This is a genomic window from Streptomyces sp. NPDC087270 (genome assembly GCF_044744625.1).
Lineage (GTDB): Bacteria > Actinomycetota > Actinomycetes > Streptomycetales > Streptomycetaceae > Actinacidiphila.
In genome coordinates this window covers 252,700-274,257 of sequence record NZ_JBIUYR010000010.1, presented here as the reverse complement: position 1 = coordinate 274,257, position 21,558 = coordinate 252,700, and the positions used below count along the sequence as shown (strand labels likewise).

Here is a 21,558-nt window from a genome sequence, read left to right as displayed (position 1 = left end):
TCCCGGACCGCCGGTCGACCCCGGAACCGCCGAACCCGCCGAACCGCTGTACCCGGAACGGCTACGCGCTCAGGCCCGACGCGTCCGTCTCGGCCGACACCGCGCCGGACTCCTCCGCGATCGCCCGCAGCCGGCTGAGCGCGCGGTGCTGGGCGACCCGGACGGCACCCGGCGACATGCCCAGCACCTGCCCGGTCTCCTCCGCGCTCAGGCCCACCGCGACCCGCAGCAGCACCAGCTCGCGCAGGTGGTCGGGGAGGCGGGCGAGCAGCTTGCGGGCCCACGCCGCGTCGCTGTTGAGCAGCGCGCGCTCCTCGGGCCCGAGCGAGTCGTCCGGCTTCTCCGGCATCTCGTCGGACGGCACCGCGGCGCCGGGACCGCGCATCGCGGCCCGCTGGAGGTCGGCGATCTTGTGCGCGGCGATCGATACGACGAACGCCTCGAACGGGCGGCCGAGGTCGCGGTAGCGGGGCAGCGCGCACAGCACCGCGAGGCAGACCTCCTGGGCGAGGTCGTCCACGAAGTGCCGCGCGTCACCGGGCAGACGGGACAGCCTGGTCCGGCAGTAGCGCTCGGCGAGGGGGTGAACGGCGGCGAGCAGGTCGTGGGTGGCCCGCTGATCCCCGTCGACCGCGCGACGAACGAGGGCACCGATGGCCGGGGGGTCGTCGTCACGCATCCCCCCATGGTGCCTCGCCACCGGACGATTCGCCGCATCGCGGCCGTACTTCTGCACCGAAGCGTTATGCGGTCCGCCCGGCACGGCACCCGACGGAGCCCCCGGCCCGGCCTCCGGGACGGAGTCGCCCGCGGCATCGGACCCGGTCGCGACGCCAGTTGCGACGCCCGTTCCGGCCCCGGTTCCGGCCCCTGCCGGGGACCCGGTTCCGGACCGCGCCGCGGACGGCGCCCCGGACGAAGTGCCGCGCGCGGCAACGGACGACCGCGCGCCTGGCACGGCGCCCGGCACCGCCGGAGCAGCCGAGGCTGCCGAAGCCGCGGAAGCCGCACCGGAAGGCGCGCTCCGCACGGCGTCAGGCCCGCCGTTCACACCGGGAGCGGGCACGGACGGCCGCGCTCGCGCGCCCGCCGCCGTCATCTCCGCCATACCCGGCCCCCACCGATCCCCGAGGAAGTCCATACGTCAAGCATGCGTCCTCCCCCGGGAAACCGAGGACCCGCCGGTGACTTCCCGGCGTTCCCGCGGCAGTTCCACGGGAGTTCGCCGAGGTCGGCCGGGGGTCCGGGCGACCGAATGGACCCGCCGACACCCACCGGGACACGGCCCTAACGGACCAGGCCCCAGCGGAAGCCGAGGGCGACCGCGTGCGCCCGGTCGGAGGCACCGAGCTTCTTGAACAGCCGCCGGGCGTGCGTCTTGACGGTGTCCTCGGACAGGAACAGCTCGCGGCCGATCTCCGCGTTGGAGCGGCCGTGGCTCATCCCTTCGAGCACCTGGATCTCGCGGGCGGTCAGGGTGGGCGCGGCGCCCATCTCGGCCGAGCGCAGCCGGCGCGGGGCGAGCCGCCAGGTCGGGTCGGCGAGCGCCTGGGTGACGGTGGCCCGCAGTTCGGCGCGCGAGGCGTCCTTGTGCAGGTAGCCGCGGGCGCCGGCCGCCACGGCGAGCGCCACCCCGTCCAGGTCCTCGGCGACGGTGAGCATGATGATGCGGGCGCCGGGGTCGGCGGACAGCAGCCGCCGTACCGTCTCCACGCCGCCGAGGCCGGGCATGCGGACATCCATCAGGATGAGGTCCGAGCGGTCGGCACCCCAGCGGCGGAGGACTTCCTCGCCGTTGGCCGCGGTGGTAACGCGCTCGACGCCGGGCACGGTGGCCACCGCGCGGCGCAGGGCCTCTCGGGCGAGCGGGGAGTCGTCGCAGACGAGGACGGAAGTCATGACCGCCCTCCGCAGCTGAACCGCGTCACTTGTGCCTCCAGGCTGTACGAAGTACGAATCTTCACCGTTGGGGCTGACGGCTCGGGCAAGTGCCCGAATCACGTGATCCCGCCAACCGCTTCCGCCACACTCAACGACCCTCACCCGAAAGAGTTACGACGTCGGATCGCAGTCGTGTGCACTCTACGTGATCATGCGTGTACGGATCGACCATGTCGCAGGTCAGATGGGCGAGGCGGCCGTGATTTCCGAGGTGACGGGCGGCCTGGTTCAGCCGCGCGAGGGGTGACGCGCCACCCGCGCGGCGCAGCGATCGGGTTCGCGAATTCTGCCAAACGGGTCTTATGCCGGAATTTGCACTGTTTGGCGGCTCTTTTCTGGTGCGTGGGGTAATCGCCGCTAGATTGGCGATGAGTCATATTTACATCTACTACGACAGTAGATGTACGGTCGGACGTACGGCTGAGCGAAGCCGACCTCCCAGGCCGTCACCCACGCTTCGAGGGGATGAGCAATGGCAGACTTCTCCCGCCTTCCCGGCCCGAACGCGGACCTATGGGACTGGCAGCTCGTCGCCGCCTGCCGCGGCGTCGACAGCTCGCTGTTCTTCCACCCCGAGGGCGAGCGCGGCGCTGCCCGCAGCGCGCGCGAGGCCGCCGCCAAGGAGGTGTGCATGCGCTGCCCGGTCCGCGCGGAGTGCGCCACCCACGCACTGGCCGTACGCGAGCCGTACGGAGTGTGGGGCGGGCTCACCGAGGACGAGCGCGAGGCCATGATGGGCCGCTCGCGCCACCGCGCCAACGACCGGGACGACGACGAACGCGAGCGCGAACGTGAGCGGGACCGCGAGCGCAAGCGGTACGAGCGCTACGCCGACGCGGACCTGGAGGAGGCCGACGCCGCCGAAGCCGCGGCGGACGCCGACGAGGACGGCCCGCACGCCGGCCACGACGCCCACGACGACTACGACCCGTACGACGGCGAGCCCGACCTCGGCATGGAGCCCGACCGCGACACCGAAGCGGTGCGCATCTACTGACCGCGGGATACCGCGACCGTTCCGAAGAATCGATTTTTCAGACGGGGTCCCCACGGGCCCCGCCGGGGGGTGTCGGGGGGCTCGGTCATCGGAGGGGGGTCATCGGGGGACTCGGGAACGAAGCGCCGCCCGGCTCAGCCGGGTGAGCATCATGTCCACCGCCGGTACGTGGGCGAGGTCGGGGAGGGTGAGCGCCACGACCTCGCGCTCCACCGCGGGGGCCATCTCCAGCACGGCCACCCCGTCGGTCCGCACCGCCGCGAGGGCGAGTTCGGGCAGCACGGCCACGCCCAGACCGGCGGCGACCAGGCCGACCACCGCCGGGTAGTCGTCGGTCGCGAAGTCGATCCGGGGGGTGAAGCCGACCCGCTCACAGACCTCGACCAGGTGCCGGCGGCAGCGCGGGCAGCCGGCGATCCACTGCTCGGCGGCCAGCTCCGCGTACGGCACGGGCGCCCCGCCCGCGCGGGAGCCGTGCGGGCCCGCGGCGGCACGCGTGTCGGCCACCGCCGCTGTCGGCGCCCCGCTCTCCGTCCCGGCTCCCGGCTCCGCCCCCGTCTGCGTTCCCGCCTTCGCCAGCCGGTGGCCCTCGGGGACGAGGCCGACCAGGCGGTCGGTGAACAGGGGGCGCACCACCAGGTCCGACCAGGACTCCTCGGCCGGGGTCGGCAGGTCCACGTACCGGAAGGCGAGCGTGATGTCGCAGTCGCCGGCCCGCAGCATCTCCACCGACCGGGGCGGCTCCGCCTCGACCAGCGAGACGCGGGTGTCCGGATGGCGGGCACGCAGATCGGCCACCGCGGTCGGCACGAGCGTGGAACTGCCCGAGGGGAAGGAGGCGAGCCGGACCCGTCCGGCCCGCAGCCCGGCGATCGCCGCGACCTCCTCCTCGGCCGCGGTCAGCCCGGCGAGGATGCCCGCCGCATGCCGCACCAGCACCTCGCCGGCCTCCGTCAGCCGCATCTCGCGGGCACCGCGGACCAGCAGCGGGGTGCCCGCCGCGCCCTCCAGCGCCTTCATCTGCTGGCTCACCGCCGGCTGGGTACAGCCCAGTTCGCGGGCCGCGGCGGAGAAGGAACCGGTACGGGCCACCGCGCGCAGCACTCGTAGATGTCGTGCCTCGATCACCCCACAACCATAAGCGGAGCTTGGATGTACACGACAGACATCGTTGATGGACTTTGGGACGAGGAGCCGTCAGGCTCAGGAGTCATGGACACCGACGCCTCCCGCTTCCAGGAAATCGTCAGCTCCGAGTACGCGGGCATCGCGCCCGGGTACCTCAACACGGCCAGCCACGGGCTGGCGCCGGCCCGTACCGCCGCCGCGCTGCGGTCCGCCGTCGACGCGTGGGCGGCCGGCCGGCCCGACCTCGACGGATACGAAGCCGCGGTGGCCGCCGCGCGGGCCGCGTACGCCGGGCTGGTCGGCGTCGCCGTCGAGCGGGTGGCGCTGGCCAGTACCGTCGCCGAGGCGGTCGGCCTGATCGCCGCCGCGCTGCCCGCCGGGGCGGAGGTGGTCGCCTTCGAGGGGGACTTCAGCTCGCTGGTCCAGCCCTTCGCGGCCCGCGCGGACCTGAAGCTGCGGCTGGTGCCGCTGGAGGGGATCGCCGACGCGGTCCGGCCCTCCACCGCGCTGGTCGCGGTCAGCGGTGCGCAGTCCGCGGACGGCCGGGTGGCCGACCTCCCGGCGATCCGCTCGGCCGCCGCGGCGGCCGGGGCCCGCGTCCTCATCGACGGCACCCAGTCGGTGGGGTGGCTGCCGCTGTGCGCCGACGACTACGACTTCGTGGTGGCCCACGGCTACAAGTGGCTGGTGAGCCCGCACGGAGCCTGCTTCCTCACGGTGCGGGAAGGGGCGGAGCACGCCCTGTCCGCCGGCTCCGCCGGGTGGTACGCCGCGGCGGACCGGTGGGCGAACTGCTACGGCCCGATCGAGCGGTTCGCGGCCGCCGCGCACGCCTTCGACTCCCGCCCGGCGTATCTGCCGTTCGTCGGTGCCGCCGCGTCCCTCTCGCTCCTCGCCGAGCTGGGCGTGGACGCCGTCCGTGCCCACGACCTCGCGCTCGCGGCACGCCTGCGCGAAGGGTTCGCCGCGCTCGGGTATCCCGCGGTGCCGGGGGACTCGGCGATCGTCTCGGTGCCGGGGGCGCCCTCCTCCTACCCGAGCCGCCTTTCCGCCGCCGGCATCCGTTTCTCCGCGCCCCTCGGCGCCATCCGTCTGGCGGTCCACCTCCACAACACGTCAGCCGACGTGGAGCGGGTCCTGAACGCCCTTGCTCCCTGAGGGACCCCTGACCCCCCGGGGTGCCTCGTGCTGTCGGCTCCGGGACCACCTCCCGGTGGCCGGTTGCGCGGACATGCCCGGGTCCCCCGGGGCAAGCACGCGGCGAGCCGCAGTTGCTCAGGGGCGCGTGGGGGCACCTCCCAGGCGGAGCTCCGGGGGAGAACGGCGCGCACAACCACCCACCGGCCGCGAGGTCCCGGACGGGGAAAAAGGGGCAGCCCGGGGGGACAGGGGCCCCCTAGAGTGCGGGGATGGACATGGGGCAGCTGCGGAAGACGTTTGACGGCCAGATCCGGCGGGGGGCGGGACCGGTGACGGCGGAGGGGGTCGTGCGCCTGGTCGAGGGCGACGGCCCGAACGGGTGGGCCGGAGTCGTGTGGTCGGGGTTCACCGCGGAGGAGGGCGCGAAGGCGGACCGGGCGATCGCCGCGCAGCGGACATGGCTGCGCTCCCCCGAAGGCAAGGGCCGCGAGTTCGAGTGGAAGCTGTACTCGTACGACCTGCCCGCGGACCTCCCCGAGCGGCTGACCGCCGCGGGGTTCGTCGCCGAACCCCCGGAGACCCTGATGGTCGCGGAGATCGCGGCGCTGCCGACGGACACCCCGGTGCCGGAGGGGGTCCGGCTGGAGCCGGTGACGGACGCGGCGGGCGTGCACCTGATCGCGGACGTGCACGACCAGGCGTTCGGCACGGAATCCGCCCGCCTGAGGGAGCGGCTGCTGGCCGAAGTCGGCGGTCCCGACGTGGAGATGACCGTGGCGATGGCGGGCGAGCGGCCGGTGTGCGGCGCCCGGATGGAGTTCCACCCGGGCACGGAGTTCGCGAGCCTGTGGGGCGGCGGCACCGTCGAGGAGTGGCGTGGCCGCGGCATCTACCGCGCGCTGGTCGCGCACCGCGCCCGTATCGCCGCCGCGCGCGGCTGCCGCTACCTCCAGGTGGACGCCTCGGACCAGAGCCGGCCGATCCTGGAGCGGCTGGGCTTCGCCGCGCTGGCCGTCACCACGCCGTACATCCTCGCGGCGGACTGACGAAGGGGCGGCGGACGATGGACCGGAAGGTGCTGACCGTCAACATCGGTCGGCCGCAGCCGAATCAGTGGAAGCAGCTGCCCGCGACCGGCATCGACAAGCGGCCGGTGCCCGGTCCGGTGGCCGTGGCGGCGCCTGGTCCGAAGGGAACCGGCGCGGTCGGGCTCGCGGGTGACCGGGTGTACGACGTGAAGCACCACGGCGGCGACGACCAGGCCGTGTACGCGTACGCCCGGGAGGATCTGGACCGCTGGCAGCAGGAGTTGGGCCGGGAGCTGCCCAACGGCTCCTTCGGGGAGAACCTGACCACGGCCGGGATCGATGTCAACGCGGCGCTGATCGGGGAGCGTTGGCGGATCGGCTCCGCGCTGCTGGAGGTGTCCTGCCCGCGCATCCCGTGTGCGACCTTCGCCGGATGGCTGGCGGAGGGCGGGTGGACCCGGCGGTTCGTGCGGGCCGCCCGGCCGGGACCGTATCTGCGGGTGATCGAGGCGGGCGAGGTCGGCGCGGGCGACGCGGTGGACGTGGTGGACCGGCCGGCGCACGAGGTGACCGTGGCGGTGGCGTTCCGCGCGGTGACCAGCGAGCCCGAACTGCTGCCGCTGCTGGTCGACCTGGCCGCCTTCCCGGCCGCGGACCGGGCGCAGATCCGGCGGCGGCTGGACCGCTGACCGCGGCGGGGCGCCAGGCGCGGCCCGGCCCTTCTAGGGTGGCGGTATGACGACTTCTCTGGTGACCGGGGCGACCGCGGGCCTCGGCGCGGCCTTCGCCCGCCGGCTCGCCGCCGACGATCACGCCCTGGTGCTGGTCGCCCGGAACGCCGACCGGCTCGCCCGGTTCGCGGCGGACCTGCGCGAGCGGCACGGCGTCGAGGTGGAGGTGCTGGCCGCCGACCTCGCGACGGACACCGGGATCGAGGCGGTCGAGGCGCGGCTGCGCGACTCCGCCCGGCCGGTGGACGTGCTGGTGAACAACGCCGGGTTCGGCCACGGCGGCACCTTCCTCGACGTGCCCGTCGAGGACGAGGTGCGGATGATCAAGGTGCACTGCGAGGCGGTGCTGCGGCTGACCACGGCCGCGGTGGAGGGGATGCGGGAGCGACGGCGCGGCTTCGTGGTGAACGTCGCCTCGGTCGCGGCCTACGTGCCGCGCGGCACGTACGGCGCGAGCAAGGCGTGGGTGGTGCGGTTCACCGAAGGGCTGTCGCACGAACTGCGCGGCTCGGGGGTGCGCTTCCTCGCCCTGTGCCCGGGGTTCGTGCGCACCGAGTTCCACGCCCGGGCCGGCATGGACGCCTCCCGGCTGCCGTCGTGGGCCTGGCTCGACGCGGACGCGGTCGTCGCCACCGCCCTGCGCGACCTGGCCAGGGGCCGCACGATCAGCGTGCCGTCGGCCCGCTACAAGGTGGCGGTCTCGCTCGCCCGCCATGTGCCGCCGGCCCTCTTCGGCGCGGCCTCCAGCCGGACCGGCCGGTTCGACCCGAAGGGCTGACCGCGCGGCGAGGGCCGGCCACCGCGGGAACCCATCCGCGGGAACGACCGGGGCCCGCCACTCCGTGAACGGGGTGGCGGGCCCTCGGGGCCTCAAGGGGCCTCGGACGCGGGTGTGCGTCAGTGGCTGTGGCCGTGACCGCCGGCAGCGGCCTCCGGCTCCTCTTCCTTCTTCTCGACGACCAGGGTCTCGGTCGTGAGCAGCAGGGAGGCGATGGACGCCGCGTTCTCCAGGGCGGAGCGGGTGACCTTCACCGGGTCGATGACGCCGGCCTTGACCAGGTCGCCGTACTCGCCGGTGGCGGCGTTGAAGCCGTGGCCCTTGTCGAGCTCGGCGACCTTGGAGGTGATGACGTAGCCCTCCAGGCCGGCGTTCTCGGCGATCCAGCGCAGCGGCTCGACCGCGGCGCGGCGCACGACGGCGACACCGGTGGCCTCGTCGCCGGACTTGCCCAGGTTGTCGCCGAGCACCTTGACCGCGTGCACGAGCGCGGAGCCACCGCCGGAGACGATGCCCTCCTCGACGGCCGCGCGGGTCGCGGAGATCGCGTCCTCCAGGCGGTGCTTCTTCTCCTTCAGCTCGACCTCGGTGGCCGCGCCGACCTTGATCACGCAGACGCCGCCGGCCAGCTTCGCGAGGCGCTCCTGGAGCTTCTCGCGGTCCCAGTCGGAGTCGGTGGTGGTGATCTCGGCCTTGATCTGGCCGACCCGGCCCTCGATCTCGGCCTTGTCGCCGGCACCGTCGACGATGGTGGTCTCGTCCTTGGTGACGGTGACCCGGCGGGCGGAGCCCAGCAGGTCGAGACCGGCCTGGTCGAGCTTGAGGCCGACCTCCTCGGCGATGACGGTGGCGCCGGTCAGCGTGGCGATGTCGCCCAGCATGGCCTTGCGGCGGTCACCGAAGCCGGGGGCCTTGACCGCGACCGCGTTGAAGGTGCCGCGGATCTTGTTGACCACGAGGGTGGAGAGCGCCTCGCCCTCGACGTCCTCGGCGATGATCAGCAGCGGCTTGGAGGAGTTGGCCTGGATGACCTTCTCCAGCAGCGGCAGCAGGTCCTGGATCGAACCGATCTTGCCCTGGTGGATGAGGATATACGGGTCGTCGAGGACGGCCTCCATCCGCTCCTGGTCGGTGACGAAGTACGGCGACAGGTAGCCCTTGTCGAAGGCCATGCCCTCGGTGAAGTCCAGCTCGAGCCCGAAGGTGTTGGACTCCTCGACGGTGATGACACCGTCCTTGCCGACCTTGTCCATCGCCTCGGCGATCAGGTCGCCGACCTGCTTGTCCTGCGCGGACAGGGCGGCGACGGCGGCGATGTCCTCCTTGCCCTCGATCGCGCGGGCGGAGGAGAGCAGCTCGTCGGAGACCGCCTTGACGGCCGCGTCGATGCCCTTCTTCAGCGCGGCGGGGGAGGCGCCGGCGGCGACGTTGCGCAGGCCCTCGCGGACCAGCGCCTGCGCCAGCACGGTCGCGGTGGTGGTGCCGTCACCCGCGATGTCGTTGGTCTTGGTCGCCACCTCCTTGACGAGCTGGGCGCCCAGGTTCTCGTACGGGTCCTCGATCTCCACCTCGCGGGCGATGGTCACGCCGTCGTTGGTGATGGTCGGGGCGCCGAACTTCTTGTCGATCACGACGTTGCGGCCCTTGGGGCCGATGGTCACCTTCACGGTGTCGGCGAGCTTGTTGACACCGCGCTCAAGGGCGCGACGGGCGTCCTCGTCGAACTTAAGGATCTTGGCCATGCCTGCGAACTACCTCGTCTACTCGTATGTCGTCGTCAGTCAGTGAGGACGGTCAACGAAACCGCCCCGGCCCCGGCCGGAAGAGGGCGCGGAGAATCCGGGGCGGGATCACGGCTGGTGGTGAAGCCGGAAAATTACTTCTCGATGATCGCGAGAACGTCGCGGGCCGAGAGGACGAGGTACTCCTCGCCGTTGTACTTCACCTCGGTGCCGCCGTACTTGCTGTAGAGCACGACGTCGCCGACGGCGACGTCGAGCGGCAGCCGGTTGCCGTCCTCGAAGCGGCCCGGGCCCACGGCCAGGACGACGCCCTCCTGGGGCTTCTCCTTGGCGGTGTCCGGAATGACCAGGCCCGAGGCCGTGGTCTGCTCGGCGTCGAGCGGCTGGACCACGATGCGGTCCTCAAGCGGCTTGATGGCAACCTTGGTGCTGGCGGTCGTCACGATCCGACCTCCCCCTTCAAAGGGCTCACGGGAGTGTCTGTCTGGGTCGGCGACCTGGTAGGCCCGTCGTCGCGGGTGCCGGACCTGCCCGTCGCTGAGTTCTGGCACTCAGCGGTGCCGAGTGCCAGAACCGAGACTAGGACGCGCTTAGCACTCGGTCAAGCGGAGTGCCAGCGGCGCCGCACATACGGGTGTACCCGCGGCCCCGTCCAAGGGGCTTCGCCCGGGCGCGGACAATGGGCGGGTGAATCCCGAGGACTTCGACGCGCTGCTCACCCCCGAGGGGCAGGCCCTGCTCGCCGAGCTGCGTGAACTGGACCCCGCCGACGAACTGACGGCCGCCACCCGGCTGCGGCGCACCCACGACATCTCGCTGGTCTCCGCCGCCCTCGGGCAGAGCCGGCTGCGACAGCGCGCCGCGGCGAAGTTCGCGGCCGAGGACGCCGCGCGGATGTACTTCACGCCCGACGGCGTCGAGCAGGCGACCCGCGCGTCGGTCGCCGCGCACCGGGCGGAGCGCTTCCGCGCGCTGGGCGTACGTCGGCTGGCCGACCTGTGCGGCGGCATCGGCGGCGACGCGGTCGCGCTGGCCCGCGCCGGCATCGAGGTGCTGGCGGTGGACCGCGACCCGCTCACCTGCGCGGTGGCCCGGGCGAACGCCGACGCGCTGGGCCTGGCCGACCGGATCGAGGTGCGCTGCGCGGACGTCGCGGAGGTGGACACCGCCGGGTACGACGCGGTGTTCGTGGACCCGGCGCGCCGCTCGGGCCGGGGCCGCACGTTCGACCCGGAGGCGTACTCCCCGCCGCTGTCCTGGGCGCTGGCGGCGGCACGCACCGTCCCGCACGCCGCGGTGAAGGTGGCGCCGGGTATCCCGCACGAGGCGGTGCCCCAGGACGCGGAGGCGGAGTGGGTCTCGGACCGGGGCGAGGTGAAGGAGGCGGCGCTGTGGTTCGGCACCGCGCCCGGCACCGTACGCGCCACGCTGCTGCCGGGTGGGGCGGACCTCGCCGCGCGCGGCCTGCCGCCGGACCCGCCGGTGCGGCCGGTGGGGCGGTACCTGTACGAGCCGGACGGCGCGGTGATCCGCGCGCACCTGGTCGCCCTGGTGGCGGACGAGGTGGGCGGCGGGCTGATCGACCCGACCATCGCGTACGTGACCGGCGACGCGCCGCACCCGACGCCGTACGCGGCGGCGTACGAGATCCGGGACGCGCTGCCGTTCGGGCTCAAGCGGCTCAAGGCGCTGCTGCGGGAGCGCGAGGTGGGGCGGCTGACCGTGAAGAAGCGCGGATTCGCCATGGAACCCGAGGAGTTGAGGCGCCGGGTACGGCCGCGGGGGCCGCACGAGGCGACGGTGTTCCTGACCCGGATGGCGGGGGCGCCGGCGATGCTGGTCGGCGAGCCGGTGGCGTGGGACGGCCGGATCAGGGTCTGACCGCGACCGACACGAACCGCCAGCGGTGCACCTGACGGCGGACCAACTCCGCCGGCGGGTCCGGGAGTTCGGGCAGCTCGGCGCCGTAGGGCGCGTCCCACCAGGTGATGACGAGCACCCGGTCGCCGGGCGCGGTCAGGTACTCCACCCGCTCGGGCGCGCCGGACAGCTCCTGCCGCCGTGCCCAGTCCAGGAGTTCGGCGCCGCGGTCGTCGGCCGCGGCCGCCTCCCACATCAGCGTGACGGTCATCCGTACAGGTTGTCCTTGCTCAACTCGTGCACATGGTCGTGGTCGTGGGGATGTGCGTGGCCGTGGTCGTGGGGGTGCTGCTCGTCGTGGGTGTGGCCGGGCACCGAGACCTCGGTGACCGGCAGCGAGGAGTCGGCCGGCAGGTCCAGGGTGGAGGCCGAGCGGCCGCGGGCGACCATCTCGGCGCCGAGCGCGGCGACCATGGCGCCGTTGTCCGTGCACAGCCCGGGGCGCGGCACCCGCAGCAGGATGCCGGCGTCCTCGCACCGCTGAAGGGCGAGCGCGCGCAGCCGGGAGTTGGCGGCCACTCCCCCGCCGATCATCAGGTGGTCGACGCCGTTGTCCTTGCAGGCGCGGACGGCCTTGCGGGTCAGCACGTCGACCACGGCCTCCTGGAAGGACGCCGCCACGTCGGCGACCGGTACGTCCTCGCCGTCCCGGCGGCGCGCCTCGACCCAGCGGGCGACGGCGGTCTTCAGGCCCGAGAAGGAGAAGTCGTAGATCGGGTCGCGGCCGCCGGTCAGGCCGCGCGGGAAGGCGATCGCCCGCGGGTCGCCGTCGCGGGCGTAGCGGTCGATCACCGGCCCGCCGGGGAAGCCGAGGCCGAGCACCCGGGCGACCTTGTCGAACGCCTCGCCGGCCGCGTCGTCGATGGTCGCGCCGAGCGGGCGGACGTCGCTGGTGATGTCGGGGGCGAGCAGCAGCGAGGAGTGGCCGCCGGAGACCAGCAGCGCCATCGTCGGCTCGGGCAGCGCGCCGTGTTCGAGCTGGTCGACGCAGATGTGCGAGGCGAGGTGGTTGACCCCGTACAGCGGCTTGCCGAGCGCGTAGGCGTACGCCTTGGCGGCCGAGACGCCGACCAGCAGCGCGCCCGCCAGCCCGGGCCCGGCGGTGACCGCGATGCCGTCGAGGTCGCGGGCGCTGACCCCGGCGTCCTTCAGGGCGCGCTGGATGGTGGGGACCATCGCCTCCAGGTGCGCGCGGCTGGCGACTTCGGGCACCACCCCGCCGTAGCGGGCGTGCTCGTCGACGCTGGAGGCGACGGCGTCGGCGAGCAGGGTGTGGCCGCGGACGATGCCGACGCCGGTCTCGTCGCAGGAGGTCTCGATACCCAGGACCAGGGGTTCGTCAGCCATCAGTTCCTCAGATCCTCAGAATTCCTCAACGAAGGTCGGCGGCGAAGGTCTGCGCGGGATCGGCCAGCCGCATCACGAGCGCGTCCACGTTGCCGGGCTGGTAGTAGCCCCGGCGCACGCCGATGGGCTCGAAGCCGAAGCGCTGGTAGAGCCGCTGGGCGCGGGCGTTGTCCACTCGCACCTCCAGCAGCACCTCGTGGCACTCGGCGGCGGTCGCGGCCCGCAGCAGCTCGGTGAGCAGCCGGCCGCCGAGGCCGCTGCCCCACTGGTCGCGGGCGGTGGCGATGGTCTGCACGTCGCCGGTGCCGGCGATCGCCGCGAAACCGGCGTAGCCGACGATCCGCGGGGCGCCGGCCGGGGCGGCGCCGGGCGGGTCCGGGGCGGCCTGCGCCCCGGCCTGCTTGACGGCTTCCTCGACGGCTTCCTCGGCGACGACGTAGGTGCGGCTGGCGGACGGGTGCCGGGCGTCGGCGAGTTCGGACCAGAACATGCCGCGCGACCACGCGTCCTCGGGGAAGAGTTCGTGTTCGAGGGCGAGTACGGCGTCCAGGTCCCACCAGCGCATGGCGCGCAGGGTGGCGCCGCCCGCGGGGGCGCCGCCGGTTCGCTCGGTCACTTCGGCAGTACCGCCTTGTAGCCGGCCGGCACCTGGGCGTCGGGCCGGCGCAGGTACATCGGCCGGGCCGGCGGGAACGTCTCGCCCGCGGCCAGCCGGTGGGCGGCGAGCGCGGCGAGCGCACCGGCCGACTGGTGCGCGGGGTCGGGGCGGTGGTCGGTGAAGACGTCGGGGTAGAGCGCGGCGCCGGCGCCGACCGCGGGCAGCCCCGCGACTTCGGCGGCGATGTCGGCCGGGCGGTCCACGGCGGGCTCGCCCACCCGGTGCAGCGGGCCGTCGTACCGCGCCCAGTACACCTCCTTGCGGCGCGCGTCGGTGGCCACCGCGAACGGGCCGTCCAGGCCCGCCTCGCCGGCCGCCCAGGCCAGCCCGTCCAGCGTGCAGACGCCGTGCACCGGAACGCCGAGGGCGTCGCCGAAGGACGCGGCGGTGACCAGGCCGACCCGCAGCCCGGTGTACGGGCCCGGGCCGGTGCCGACGACCACGCCCGTGACATCGGCGAGGGCGCGGCCGGCGGTGCCCAGCACCCGGTCGACGGCGGGTACGAGAAGTTCGCCGTGCCTGCGCGCGTCGATCACGGTGGACTCGGCGAGCACCCTCTCCCCGTCGTACAGGGCGGCGGTGACAGCGGGTGTGGCGGTGTCGAAGGCAAGCAGCAGCACGACCCCAGCCTACGGCGCACGCGGGGCGCGGCGGGGCGCCAGGGGGGCGAGCGGTGCGACTGCTACTTTCAATTCCGACAAAAGCCTCATTACACGTATATGACAGTCGGTTCGGCGGCACGTCGATCCGGCGGGAGGACGGCGGCCGTGGTGCGGATCAGTTCGGGGGTCGCGGCGGCCGGGTTCCTTGCGGCGGCGCTCGCGACGGTGGGGATGCTCACGGCCGCCGCGGTGGGCGCGCCGCCGCGGCACCACCCGGGCGCCGCACCCGGCAGGACCGCCACCTCCGCGCCCGGCTCCGCCGCCGCCTCCCCCGACCCCGCGCCCACCGCGCTCCCCGCCGGCTCCGGGCACGGCGCCCGGGTCGTCTACAGCCTCGGGCGGCACCGGGTGTGGCTCGTCGACGCGCACGAGGGTGTGCTGCGGACCTACGGGGTGCGCGGCGGCACCGTCGCCCCCGCGCGCGGCACGCACCGCGTCTTCGCCCGCGAGGGCGGCGAGGTGGTGCTGTTCGCGTCCACCAACGGAGCGAACGTCGGGTTCGGCTCCAGTGCGGCCGCGGGGGCGGGCGCGGGCGCTCCCGGCGCCGTGATGCGCGAGGCGCCCTCCGACGCCGCCGCGCTCTGGCGGCACGCGCCCATGGGCTCCCTCGTGGCCGTGGTGCCGTAGCCCCGCGATCTCAGGCGGACGGGGCCGGGCCGTCGGCCGGTTCGTCCTCGGACCGCGCGGCGGGGTCGCAGGGAGCGGTGGAGACGGTGCGCGCGGCGGCGCAGGACGCGAGGACATCCCGCACCGTGGGCACCCTGGGCACAGCAGGCGCCGGGGCCTGTGCAGCAGCGTCGTCGTGGGCCGTCATGCGCGCCTCCCCGGGAAGAGAAGTTAGGCAACCCTAAGCAGGTGTCCGCTACCAGCACACCACGGCCACCCACCCTCGCGCAACATCTTCCCGACAGCCTGTCGGCGTAACCTCCGGCTCGGCGGACCGCATGGCCGACCGCGGGTCCGACTGCTCGGCGGACCGCTCGGCCGGCCGCTCGCTCGGCCGCTCAGAAGACCAGCGGTGTGAGGTCCTGCCCGACCCAGCGCGGCCCGATTCCGATCACGGTCACCTCGCGCGTGTCGTCGGCGCCCTCCGGCTCCGACCCGAGGGCGTCGTCCGGGCCCGGGTGGGGCGGCTCCCCGCCCGCCGCGTGGTCCCGTTCCTCGCCGATCGTGCGGCCGATCACCACCTGGAGCCGCGCGTCCGACAGGTCCTCGACCTTGCCCTCGCCCCACTCCACCACCACCACGGACTCCGGCAGGGAGACGTCGAGGTCCAGGTCCTCCATCTCGTCGAGGCCGCCGCCGAGGCGGTACGCGTCGACGTGCACCAGCGCCGGTCCGCCGGTGAGCGAGGGGTGCACCCGGGCGATGACGAACGTCGGCGAGGTGACCGCGCCGCGCACGCCGAGCGCCTCGCCCAGCCCGCGGGTGAGCGTGGTCTTGCCGGCGCCCAACTCACCGGTGAGCAGCACCAGATCGCCGGGAACCAGCAGCGCGGCGAGCCGTCTGCCCAGCTCACGCATGTGATCCGCGGTGCGTACGGTGATCCGGACCGCGTGCGCGTCTTCTGCGGTGCCCGCGGCCGCGGGATAAGGGTCGTGCGGTTTGCCCATGAAGGCGAATGCTACGCGTCGATGGTGGCCGTCAGGTCGCGCAGCCGCTGCGGTACGGGGGCGCGCACGCCGTCCGCGGCCTTCGCGATCAGCCCCGCCAGCGCGGCCCCCACCACCTCGGGCTGCTCCAGCAGCGCGAGGTGACCGGCGCCCGGCACCACCACCAGCTCGGCGCCGGGCAGCTTCTCGGCGATGTCCGCGCTGTGCGCGCTCGGCGTCAGCAGGTCCTTGTCGCCGGCCAGCACCAGCGCGGGCGGGCCGGCGAGCGCGGCGAGCTTCTCGCTCTTCTCGTGCTCGGTGAACGCCGGGTAGAACTCGGCCACCACGTCGATCGGGGTGCCCTCGATCAGCCGCTCGGCGAAGCGGGCCACGCCCGGATCGACGTCGCTGGAACCGAAGCTGTAGCGCTTGATGACGCCGGCGAACAGCTCGGCGGTGGCCCGCCGGCCGCGCTCCACCAGCTCCGCCTGGCGGCCCATCACCCGCAGCATGCCGGGCGCGAGCGCCCGAAAGGCCCGCGCGCCGACCGCGGGAAGACCCAGCGGCACCGCGGCGAGCTTGCCCGCCGAGGTGGAGATCAGCGCGACTCCGGCGACGCGCTCGCGGACGTACTCCGGGAACTGGTCCGCGAAGGCCATCACCGTCATCCCGCCCATGGAGTGCCCGACCAGCACCACCGGGCCCTGCGGCACCGCCGCGTCGAGCACCGCCTTCAGGTCGCGGCCCAGCTCGTCGATGGTGGCCGGCTCGCCCGCGAGCTGGTCCCGGCCGCGCTCGCTGCGGCCGTGGCTGCGCTGGTCCCAGTACACCGCCCGCACCGCGCCGCGCAGCAGCGCCCGCTGGAAGTGCCAGGAGTCCTGGTTGAGGCAGTACCCGTGCGAGAAGACCACGGTGACCGGCGGTTGCGGCGCCCCTTCGGCCTCCGGCCCGGCCCCGGACTCGGCGTCGGACTCGGCGCGGCGGGCGCGCAGCCAGCCGCGATTGGCGGGACGGGCGGACCTGGCGGGTGGCGGCGGGCTCTCCGGCTCCGGTGCGGGCGGCGGCTCGTCCACCTCGTAGTACAGCTCGGTGCCGTCCTCGGCCACCGCGACGCCAGGGGTGCCGCGCAGGCTGCCGTACGGGCCCGCGGCATCGAGCGCGAGCTGCGCGCGGCGGCGCATCCCGCGGCCGACGGTGGCCCGTTCGATCGCCACGCCCGCGGCCGCGCCGGCCGCCACCACGCCGATCGCGGCGCCGACCAGCCCGGCCCGCTCCCACTTCATCCCCGCTCCCTCCGCCATCGGTCAGCCACTCCCCGTCGGTGTGGAGGCGGCACTCCGGCCGGGCCGGCCGGAGGTGGGGGCGCACTGGACCCGATCGATGCACGCCGGCGCGCGGAAGCCCGCCGACCGCGCCCCCTGGGCCTGGCCGCTCATGCCACCTCGCCCACGTACACGCGCGGCACCCGCGGGCCGATCCGGGTGACGATCTCGTACGCGATGCTGCCGCAGGCGCGCGCCCAGTCCTCGGCGGTGGGCTCGCCCGCGTCGCCCGGACCGAAGAGCACCGCCTCGTCGCCCGGCGCCGCGGTGTCGCCGCCGAGGTCCACCACGAACTGGTCCATCGCCACCCGTCCCGCCACCGTCCGCCACTTGCCGGCCACCAGCACCGGGCCGCTGCCCGACGCATGCCGCGGTACACCGTCTGCATACCCCAGCGGGACCAGGGCAAGCGTGGTCTCACCCGGGGTGACGTACATATGGCCGTAGCTCACGCCGTGGTTGCCGGGGACGCGCTTGACCGAGGCGAGCCGGGCCGCGAGCGTCATCACGGGGCGCAGCCCGAAGTCCGCGGGGCCGCCGATCTGCGGCACCGGCGAGATGCCGTACATCGCCACGCCCGGCCGCACCAGGTCGAAGTGGGCCTCGGGGAGGGTGAGCGTGCCGGGCGAGTTCGCCAGGTGCCGCACCTCCGGGTCGAGCCCGGCCTCCGCGGCCTGCGCGAGGGCGGTACGGAACACGCCGAGCTCGCGCGCGATCGAGGGGTGGTCGGGCTCGTCGGCGCACGAGAAGTGGGACCACACGCCGGTGACGCGGATCGCGCCGGCCCGTTCGGCGGCGCGTGCCGCGCGGGTCAGGTCCGGCCAGTCGGCGGGCTGCGCGCCGTTACGGCCCAGGCCCGCGTCGATCTTGAGCTGGACCCGTGCGGTGCGGTGCGCCGCGCGGGCCGCCGCGACCACCTCGTCCAGCGCCCAACGGGCGCTGACCGTCACGTCGATGTCCGCCTCCACGCACTCCTGCCAGGGCCCTCCGGGGGTCCACAGCCAGCACAGCACCCTGCCGCCGAGGCCGGCCGCCCGCAACGCGAGGGCCTCCTGCGGGGTGGCCGCGCCGAGCCACTCCGCGCCGGCCTGCTGCGCGGCCCGCGCGCACGCCACCATGCCGTGGCCGTACGCGTCCGCCTTCACCACGGCCATGAACGCCGCGCCGGGCGCGTGCGCGCGCAGCGCGGCCACGTTCGAGCGGAGCGCGGCGAGGTCGATCCGTGCGGTGGCGCGAAGCGCGGGGGCGACGGCGGAGTCGGTGTCCATGGCGGTGGTCCTTGCGGTGACTTGTGGGTGCGGTGCGGAATCTTCTTGTCGGGCGGCGGTCCGGGTGCGGTTTTGCGCGTTGCGCACGTGCAAGTGTCGCAGGCCCGGGCCCCGCGGTTCGGCTCCCGCCGCGGGTACGGGTGACGGCTCCCCGCAGCTCGGCTCCCGCCGCGGGTACGGGCGACGGCACCCCGCAGCTCGGCTCCCGCCGCAGGAACGGGCCACGGCACCCCGCAGTTCGGCTCCCGCCGCAGAAACGGGTGACGGCACCCCGCAATTCGGCTCCCGCCGCAGAAACGGGCGACGGCACCCCGCCGCGACGGTTCCGGCTTCGCCGCCGGGCACCCGCCGGTGACCGGTTGCGCGCGCAGTTCCCCGCGCCCCTGGGGAGTGGCTGCTCGCCGCGTGTACCCGCGGGTCCCCCGGCTCCCCGCCGCGACGGTTCCGGCTTCGCCGCCGGGCACCCGCCGGTGACCGGTTGCGCGCGCAGTTCCCCGCGCCCCTGGGGAGTGGCTGCTCGCCGCGTGTACCCGCGGGTCCCCCGGCTCCCCGCCGCGACGGTTCCGGCTTCGCCGCCGAGCACCCGCCGGCGACCGGTTGCGCGCGCAGTTCCCCGCGCCCCTGAGTAGGTGCGGCTCACCCGGGCCTGCCCCGGCCACCCGCCGGTGACCGGTTGCGCGCGCAGTTCCCCGCGCCCCCGGATAAGTGCGGCTCACCCGGGCCTGCCCCGGGCACCCGCCGGGGGCCGGTTGCTCGGGGGTCGGGATAGCGTGGGCGTATGCGCGGGTTTTTTGAGGGGGAGTCGGGGGAGGGCGAGGTGGTCGGGGGGGCGGCGGTGGAGCCGTTTACCCGGGACCGGGCGCTGCTCTTCTCGACGGCGTACCGGATGCTCGGGAGCGTGGCGGACGCGGAGGATGTGCTGCAGGACGCCTGGCTGAAGTGGGCGGCGGTGGATCGTACGAGGGTGGAGCGCCCGACGGCGTATCTGGTGCGCACCGTCACGAATCTGTGCCTGAACCGCCTGACGTCGGCGCGTGCCACCCGGGAGACGTATGTCGGACCGTGGCTGCCGGAGCCGCTGCTGACCGGCCTGGCGAGCCCGGACGCGGCCGAACACGCCGAACGCGCGGACTCGGTGTCGATGGCGATGCTGGTGGTCCTGGAGTCGCTGAGCCCGCTGGAGCGGGCGGTGTTCGTGCTGCACGACGTCTTCGGCTACGGCTACGGCGAGATCGCGGGGTTCCTGGACCGTACGGAGCCGGCCGTACGGCAGACCGCGCACCGCGCCAGGAACCACGTCCAGGCCGGCCGCCCCCGCTACGACACCGAGGACGTCGACCAGGCGGCGCGGCGGGAACTGACCGAGCGGTTCCTCGCCGCCAGCGCGGGCGGCGACGTCAACGCGCTGATGGAACTGCTCGCGCCCGACGTGACCTCCTGGTCCGACGGCGGCGGAAAGGTCACCGCGGCGACCAGGCCACTGCGCAGGCCCGACCGCGTCGCCCGCTGGATGCTGGGGGTGCTCGCCAAGCCGGAGCTGGCCGACGTCGTCGTGCGGGCGGCCGGCATCAACGGGCAGCCCGGCGTGCTGTTCACCCTCGGCGGCCACCCTGTCGGCGCGCTGACCTTCGAAGTCACCGACGGCCTGATCAGCGAGCTGCGCTTCCAGGTCAACCCCGACAAGCTGAGCGGGCTGCGCGGACCAGGCGACCCGACCGCGACCTGGTCCCCCGGGTCTGACGGCGGCAAGCCCTAACCCGACACGTTCCGCCAGGCGCGGGGCAGCGCGTCGGCGAGGTCGAGCGCGGTCAGCGGGACCTCGGTCAGCCTGGCCGCCAGGCCGTGCAGGTAGGCGCCGACCGAGGCGGCGTCCTGGGCCGCGAGGCCGGCCGCGAGCAGCGAACCGGTCAGCCCGGACAGCACGTCGCCGCTGCCGGCCGTGGCCAGCCACGCGCTGCCCGTCGCGTTGACCCGCACCGGGCGGGCCGGGTCCGGGTCGGCCACCAGGGTCGTGGAGCCCTTGAGGAGCACGGTCGCCCCGAACCGCGCGGCCAACTCGCGCACCGCGTGCAGCCGCCGCCCCTCCACCTCCTCGCGCGCCCAGCCGAGCAGCGCCGCCGCCTCCCCGGCGTGCGGGGTCAGCACGGTGGCCGCCGTACGCCGCCGGACCGCCTCGGGGGTCAGCAGCCGCAGCCCGTCCGCGTCGACCAGGATCGGCACGTCCGCGGCCAGCGCGTCGTCCACTGCGGTGTGCGCGTCCGCGGTGTCGCCGAGCCCGGGCCCGACCACCCACGCCTGCACCCGCCCCGCGGAGCGCGGTGATCCGGCCGACACCAGGGTCTCCGGGTGCCGGGCCAGCACCGCCGCCCCGCCGGGCCCGGCGTACCGCACCGCGCCCGCGCCGCCGCGCAGCGCCCCGGACACCGCGAGCACCGCCGCGCCCGGGTACCGCTCCGACCCGGCGGCCACCCCGACCACGCCCCGCCGGTACTTGTCGCTCTCCCCGCTCGGCCGCGGCAGCAGCGCGGCCACGTCGGCGTGCTGGAGCGCCGCCAACTCGGGCGCCCCGAGGTCGCCGTCCAGGCCGATGTCCACCAGCCGCAGCGCCCCGGCGAACCCCGCCGCCGGGTCGATCAGCAGCCCGGGCTTGTACGTGCCGAACGTGACGGTCGCGTCCGCGCGCACCGCCGGGCCGTGCACCTCGCCGGTGTCGGCGTCCACCCCGCTGGGCAGATCCACGGCGAGCACCGCGGCCCGCGCGTCCTGGGCGGCCCGCGCGAGGTCGGCCGCCTCGGGCCGCAGCCCGCCCTTGCCGCCGATGCCGGTCACGCCGTCCAGCACCAGGTCCGCCCGCGCGACGGCCCGCGCACCCTCGTCCGCCGTCACCACCCGTCCCCCGGCCGCCCGGAACGCCGCCAGCCCCTCGGCGTACGCCCGCTCCGGGTTCAGCAGCACCGCGGTCGCCGCCGCGCCCCGGCGGACCAGCCGCGCCGCCGCGAAGAGCGCGTCCCCGCCGTTCGCGCCGCTGCCCACCAGCACCGCCACCCGCGCTCCGTAGACCCGTCCCAGCAGGTCCGCGCCCGCGGTGGCCAGCCCGGCCGCCGCGCGCTGCATCAGCGCGCCCTCCGGCACCCGCGCCATCAGCGCCGCCTCGCCCCGCCGCACGGTCTCCACACTGTGCCCGTACCTCATCAGCAACCTTCCGCTCGGCGCCCCTCCCGAGCTTACGGAGCACCCGAACTCCCTGCCACGCCAAGCCGACCCGTGGTGCCCGCTCCGGGGCCCGGCCGAGGTGAGCCGTCGC

20 protein-coding genes and 1 pseudogene are annotated in these 21,558 nt (G+C 74.8%); 8 read left to right on the top strand and 13 right to left on the bottom strand.

Annotated features, from left to right (window positions below):
* Positions 1 to 61 precede the first annotated feature (61 nt).
* Together shbA and ACIPAE_RS21865 are read right to left on the bottom strand one after the other, a co-directional pair.
* Complete coding sequence (gene shbA / locus ACIPAE_RS21870) at positions 62 to 679, bottom strand: RNA polymerase sigma factor ShbA (protein ID WP_328468178.1); 618 nt, start codon at positions 677 to 679, stop codon at positions 62 to 64.
* Between the two features lie 608 nt (positions 680 to 1,287).
* Positions 1,288 to 1,899 carry a response regulator transcription factor gene (locus ACIPAE_RS21865; RefSeq protein WP_003948568.1) on the bottom strand — a complete coding sequence of 204 codons (612 nt, stop codon included), beginning with the start codon at positions 1,897 to 1,899 and terminating at the stop codon, positions 1,288 to 1,290.
* A gap of 514 nt (positions 1,900 to 2,413) precedes the next feature.
* Here ACIPAE_RS21865 and ACIPAE_RS21860 point away from each other — a divergent pair.
* A pseudogene (locus ACIPAE_RS21860) lies at positions 2,414 to 2,695 on the top strand (WhiB family transcriptional regulator); the annotation flags it as partial.
* 342 nt (positions 2,696 to 3,037) lie between these two features.
* Here ACIPAE_RS21860 and ACIPAE_RS21855 read toward each other — a convergent pair.
* Positions 3,038 to 4,066 (bottom strand): LysR substrate-binding domain-containing protein, encoded by a 1,029-nt coding sequence (locus tag ACIPAE_RS21855; RefSeq protein ID WP_402447290.1) that lies wholly within the window; start codon positions 4,064 to 4,066, stop codon positions 3,038 to 3,040.
* 84 nt (positions 4,067 to 4,150) lie between these two features.
* Between ACIPAE_RS21855 and ACIPAE_RS21850 the strand changes: the two genes are divergently transcribed.
* The 4 genes from ACIPAE_RS21850 (at position 4,151) to ACIPAE_RS21835 (ending at position 7,743) form a co-directional block, all read left to right on the top strand.
* Positions 4,151 to 5,224 carry an aminotransferase class V-fold PLP-dependent enzyme gene (locus ACIPAE_RS21850; RefSeq protein WP_402447288.1) on the top strand — a complete coding sequence of 358 codons (1,074 nt, stop codon included), beginning with the start codon at positions 4,151 to 4,153 and terminating at the stop codon, positions 5,222 to 5,224.
* Positions 5,225 to 5,475: 251 nt separating this feature from the next.
* Positions 5,476 to 6,252: a GNAT family N-acetyltransferase gene (locus ACIPAE_RS21845; protein WP_402447286.1), complete on the top strand. Its 777-nt coding sequence runs from the start codon at positions 5,476 to 5,478 to the stop codon at positions 6,250 to 6,252.
* A 17-nt stretch (positions 6,253 to 6,269) separates the two neighbouring features.
* Complete coding sequence (locus ACIPAE_RS21840) at positions 6,270 to 6,923, top strand: MOSC domain-containing protein (protein ID WP_402447285.1); 654 nt, start codon at positions 6,270 to 6,272, stop codon at positions 6,921 to 6,923.
* Between the two features lie 46 nt (positions 6,924 to 6,969).
* A complete protein-coding gene (locus ACIPAE_RS21835) occupies positions 6,970 to 7,743 on the top strand; it encodes an SDR family oxidoreductase (protein WP_329365737.1) in 774 nt (257 codons plus the stop codon).
* A gap of 119 nt (positions 7,744 to 7,862) precedes the next feature.
* On the opposite strand, the gene groL is transcribed toward ACIPAE_RS21835, so the two are convergent.
* Together groL and groES are read right to left on the bottom strand one after the other, a co-directional pair.
* A complete protein-coding gene (groL, locus tag ACIPAE_RS21830) occupies positions 7,863 to 9,485 on the bottom strand; it encodes a chaperonin GroEL (RefSeq protein WP_329365739.1) in 1,623 nt (540 codons plus the stop codon).
* Positions 9,486 to 9,619: 134 nt separating this feature from the next.
* On the bottom strand, positions 9,620 to 9,928 hold the full coding sequence (gene groES, locus ACIPAE_RS21825) for a co-chaperone GroES (RefSeq protein WP_033177833.1): 309 nt from the start codon (positions 9,926 to 9,928) through the stop codon (positions 9,620 to 9,622).
* 244 nt (positions 9,929 to 10,172) lie between these two features.
* On the opposite strand from groES, the gene ACIPAE_RS21820 reads away from it, so the two are divergent.
* On the top strand, positions 10,173 to 11,366 hold the full coding sequence (locus ACIPAE_RS21820) for an SAM-dependent methyltransferase (protein ID WP_402447282.1): 1,194 nt from the start codon (positions 10,173 to 10,175) through the stop codon (positions 11,364 to 11,366).
* Here ACIPAE_RS21820 and ACIPAE_RS21815 read toward each other — a convergent pair.
* Genes ACIPAE_RS21815 through tsaB form a run of 4 tightly spaced genes read right to left on the bottom strand, consistent with a single transcriptional unit; the run spans position 11,356 to position 14,030 of the window.
* Positions 11,356 to 11,616 (bottom strand): hypothetical protein, encoded by a 261-nt coding sequence (locus ACIPAE_RS21815; RefSeq protein ID WP_329365743.1) that lies wholly within the window; start codon positions 11,614 to 11,616, stop codon positions 11,356 to 11,358. The two genes, ACIPAE_RS21820 and ACIPAE_RS21815, sit on opposite strands and share 11 nt — an antisense overlap.
* Positions 11,613 to 12,752: a tRNA (adenosine(37)-N6)-threonylcarbamoyltransferase complex transferase subunit TsaD gene (gene tsaD / locus ACIPAE_RS21810; protein WP_366411454.1), complete on the bottom strand. Its 1,140-nt coding sequence runs from the start codon at positions 12,750 to 12,752 to the stop codon at positions 11,613 to 11,615. Before tsaD ends, ACIPAE_RS21815 begins: the two co-directional genes overlap by 4 nt.
* Before the next feature lie 25 nt (positions 12,753 to 12,777).
* On the bottom strand, positions 12,778 to 13,317 hold the full coding sequence (gene rimI, locus ACIPAE_RS21805; protein WP_402447370.1) for a ribosomal protein S18-alanine N-acetyltransferase: 540 nt from the start codon (positions 13,315 to 13,317) through the stop codon (positions 12,778 to 12,780).
* Between the two features lie 47 nt (positions 13,318 to 13,364).
* Positions 13,365 to 14,030, bottom strand: coding sequence for a tRNA (adenosine(37)-N6)-threonylcarbamoyltransferase complex dimerization subunit type 1 TsaB (gene tsaB, locus ACIPAE_RS21800; RefSeq protein WP_329365747.1), 666 nt, complete (start codon positions 14,028 to 14,030; stop codon positions 13,365 to 13,367).
* Between the two features lie 147 nt (positions 14,031 to 14,177).
* Here tsaB and ACIPAE_RS21795 point away from each other — a divergent pair, with 147 nt between their 5' ends.
* On the top strand, positions 14,178 to 14,699 hold the full coding sequence (locus ACIPAE_RS21795; protein WP_402447279.1) for a hypothetical protein: 522 nt from the start codon (positions 14,178 to 14,180) through the stop codon (positions 14,697 to 14,699).
* 377 nt (positions 14,700 to 15,076) lie between these two features.
* On the opposite strand, the gene tsaE is transcribed toward ACIPAE_RS21795, so the two are convergent.
* The 3 genes from tsaE to alr form a co-directional block, all read right to left on the bottom strand.
* Complete coding sequence (tsaE, locus tag ACIPAE_RS21790; RefSeq protein WP_402447277.1) at positions 15,077 to 15,685, bottom strand: tRNA (adenosine(37)-N6)-threonylcarbamoyltransferase complex ATPase subunit type 1 TsaE; 609 nt, start codon at positions 15,683 to 15,685, stop codon at positions 15,077 to 15,079.
* An 11-nt stretch (positions 15,686 to 15,696) separates the two neighbouring features.
* Entirely contained in the window at positions 15,697 to 16,965 is a 1,269-nt protein-coding gene (locus tag ACIPAE_RS21785) for an alpha/beta hydrolase (protein WP_329365752.1), read from the bottom strand.
* Between the two features lie 131 nt (positions 16,966 to 17,096).
* On the bottom strand, positions 17,097 to 18,254 hold the full coding sequence (gene alr, locus ACIPAE_RS21780; RefSeq protein WP_329365754.1) for an alanine racemase: 1,158 nt from the start codon (positions 18,252 to 18,254) through the stop codon (positions 17,097 to 17,099).
* 778 nt (positions 18,255 to 19,032) lie between these two features.
* Between alr and ACIPAE_RS21775 the strand changes: the two genes are divergently transcribed.
* On the top strand, positions 19,033 to 20,010 hold the full coding sequence (locus ACIPAE_RS21775; protein WP_329365756.1) for an RNA polymerase sigma-70 factor: 978 nt from the start codon (positions 19,033 to 19,035) through the stop codon (positions 20,008 to 20,010).
* Here ACIPAE_RS21775 and ACIPAE_RS21770 read toward each other — a convergent pair.
* Complete coding sequence (locus tag ACIPAE_RS21770) at positions 20,007 to 21,446, bottom strand: NAD(P)H-hydrate dehydratase (protein WP_402447274.1); 1,440 nt, start codon at positions 21,444 to 21,446, stop codon at positions 20,007 to 20,009. The genes ACIPAE_RS21775 and ACIPAE_RS21770 overlap by 4 nt on opposite strands.
* Positions 21,447 to 21,558 lie beyond the last annotated feature (112 nt).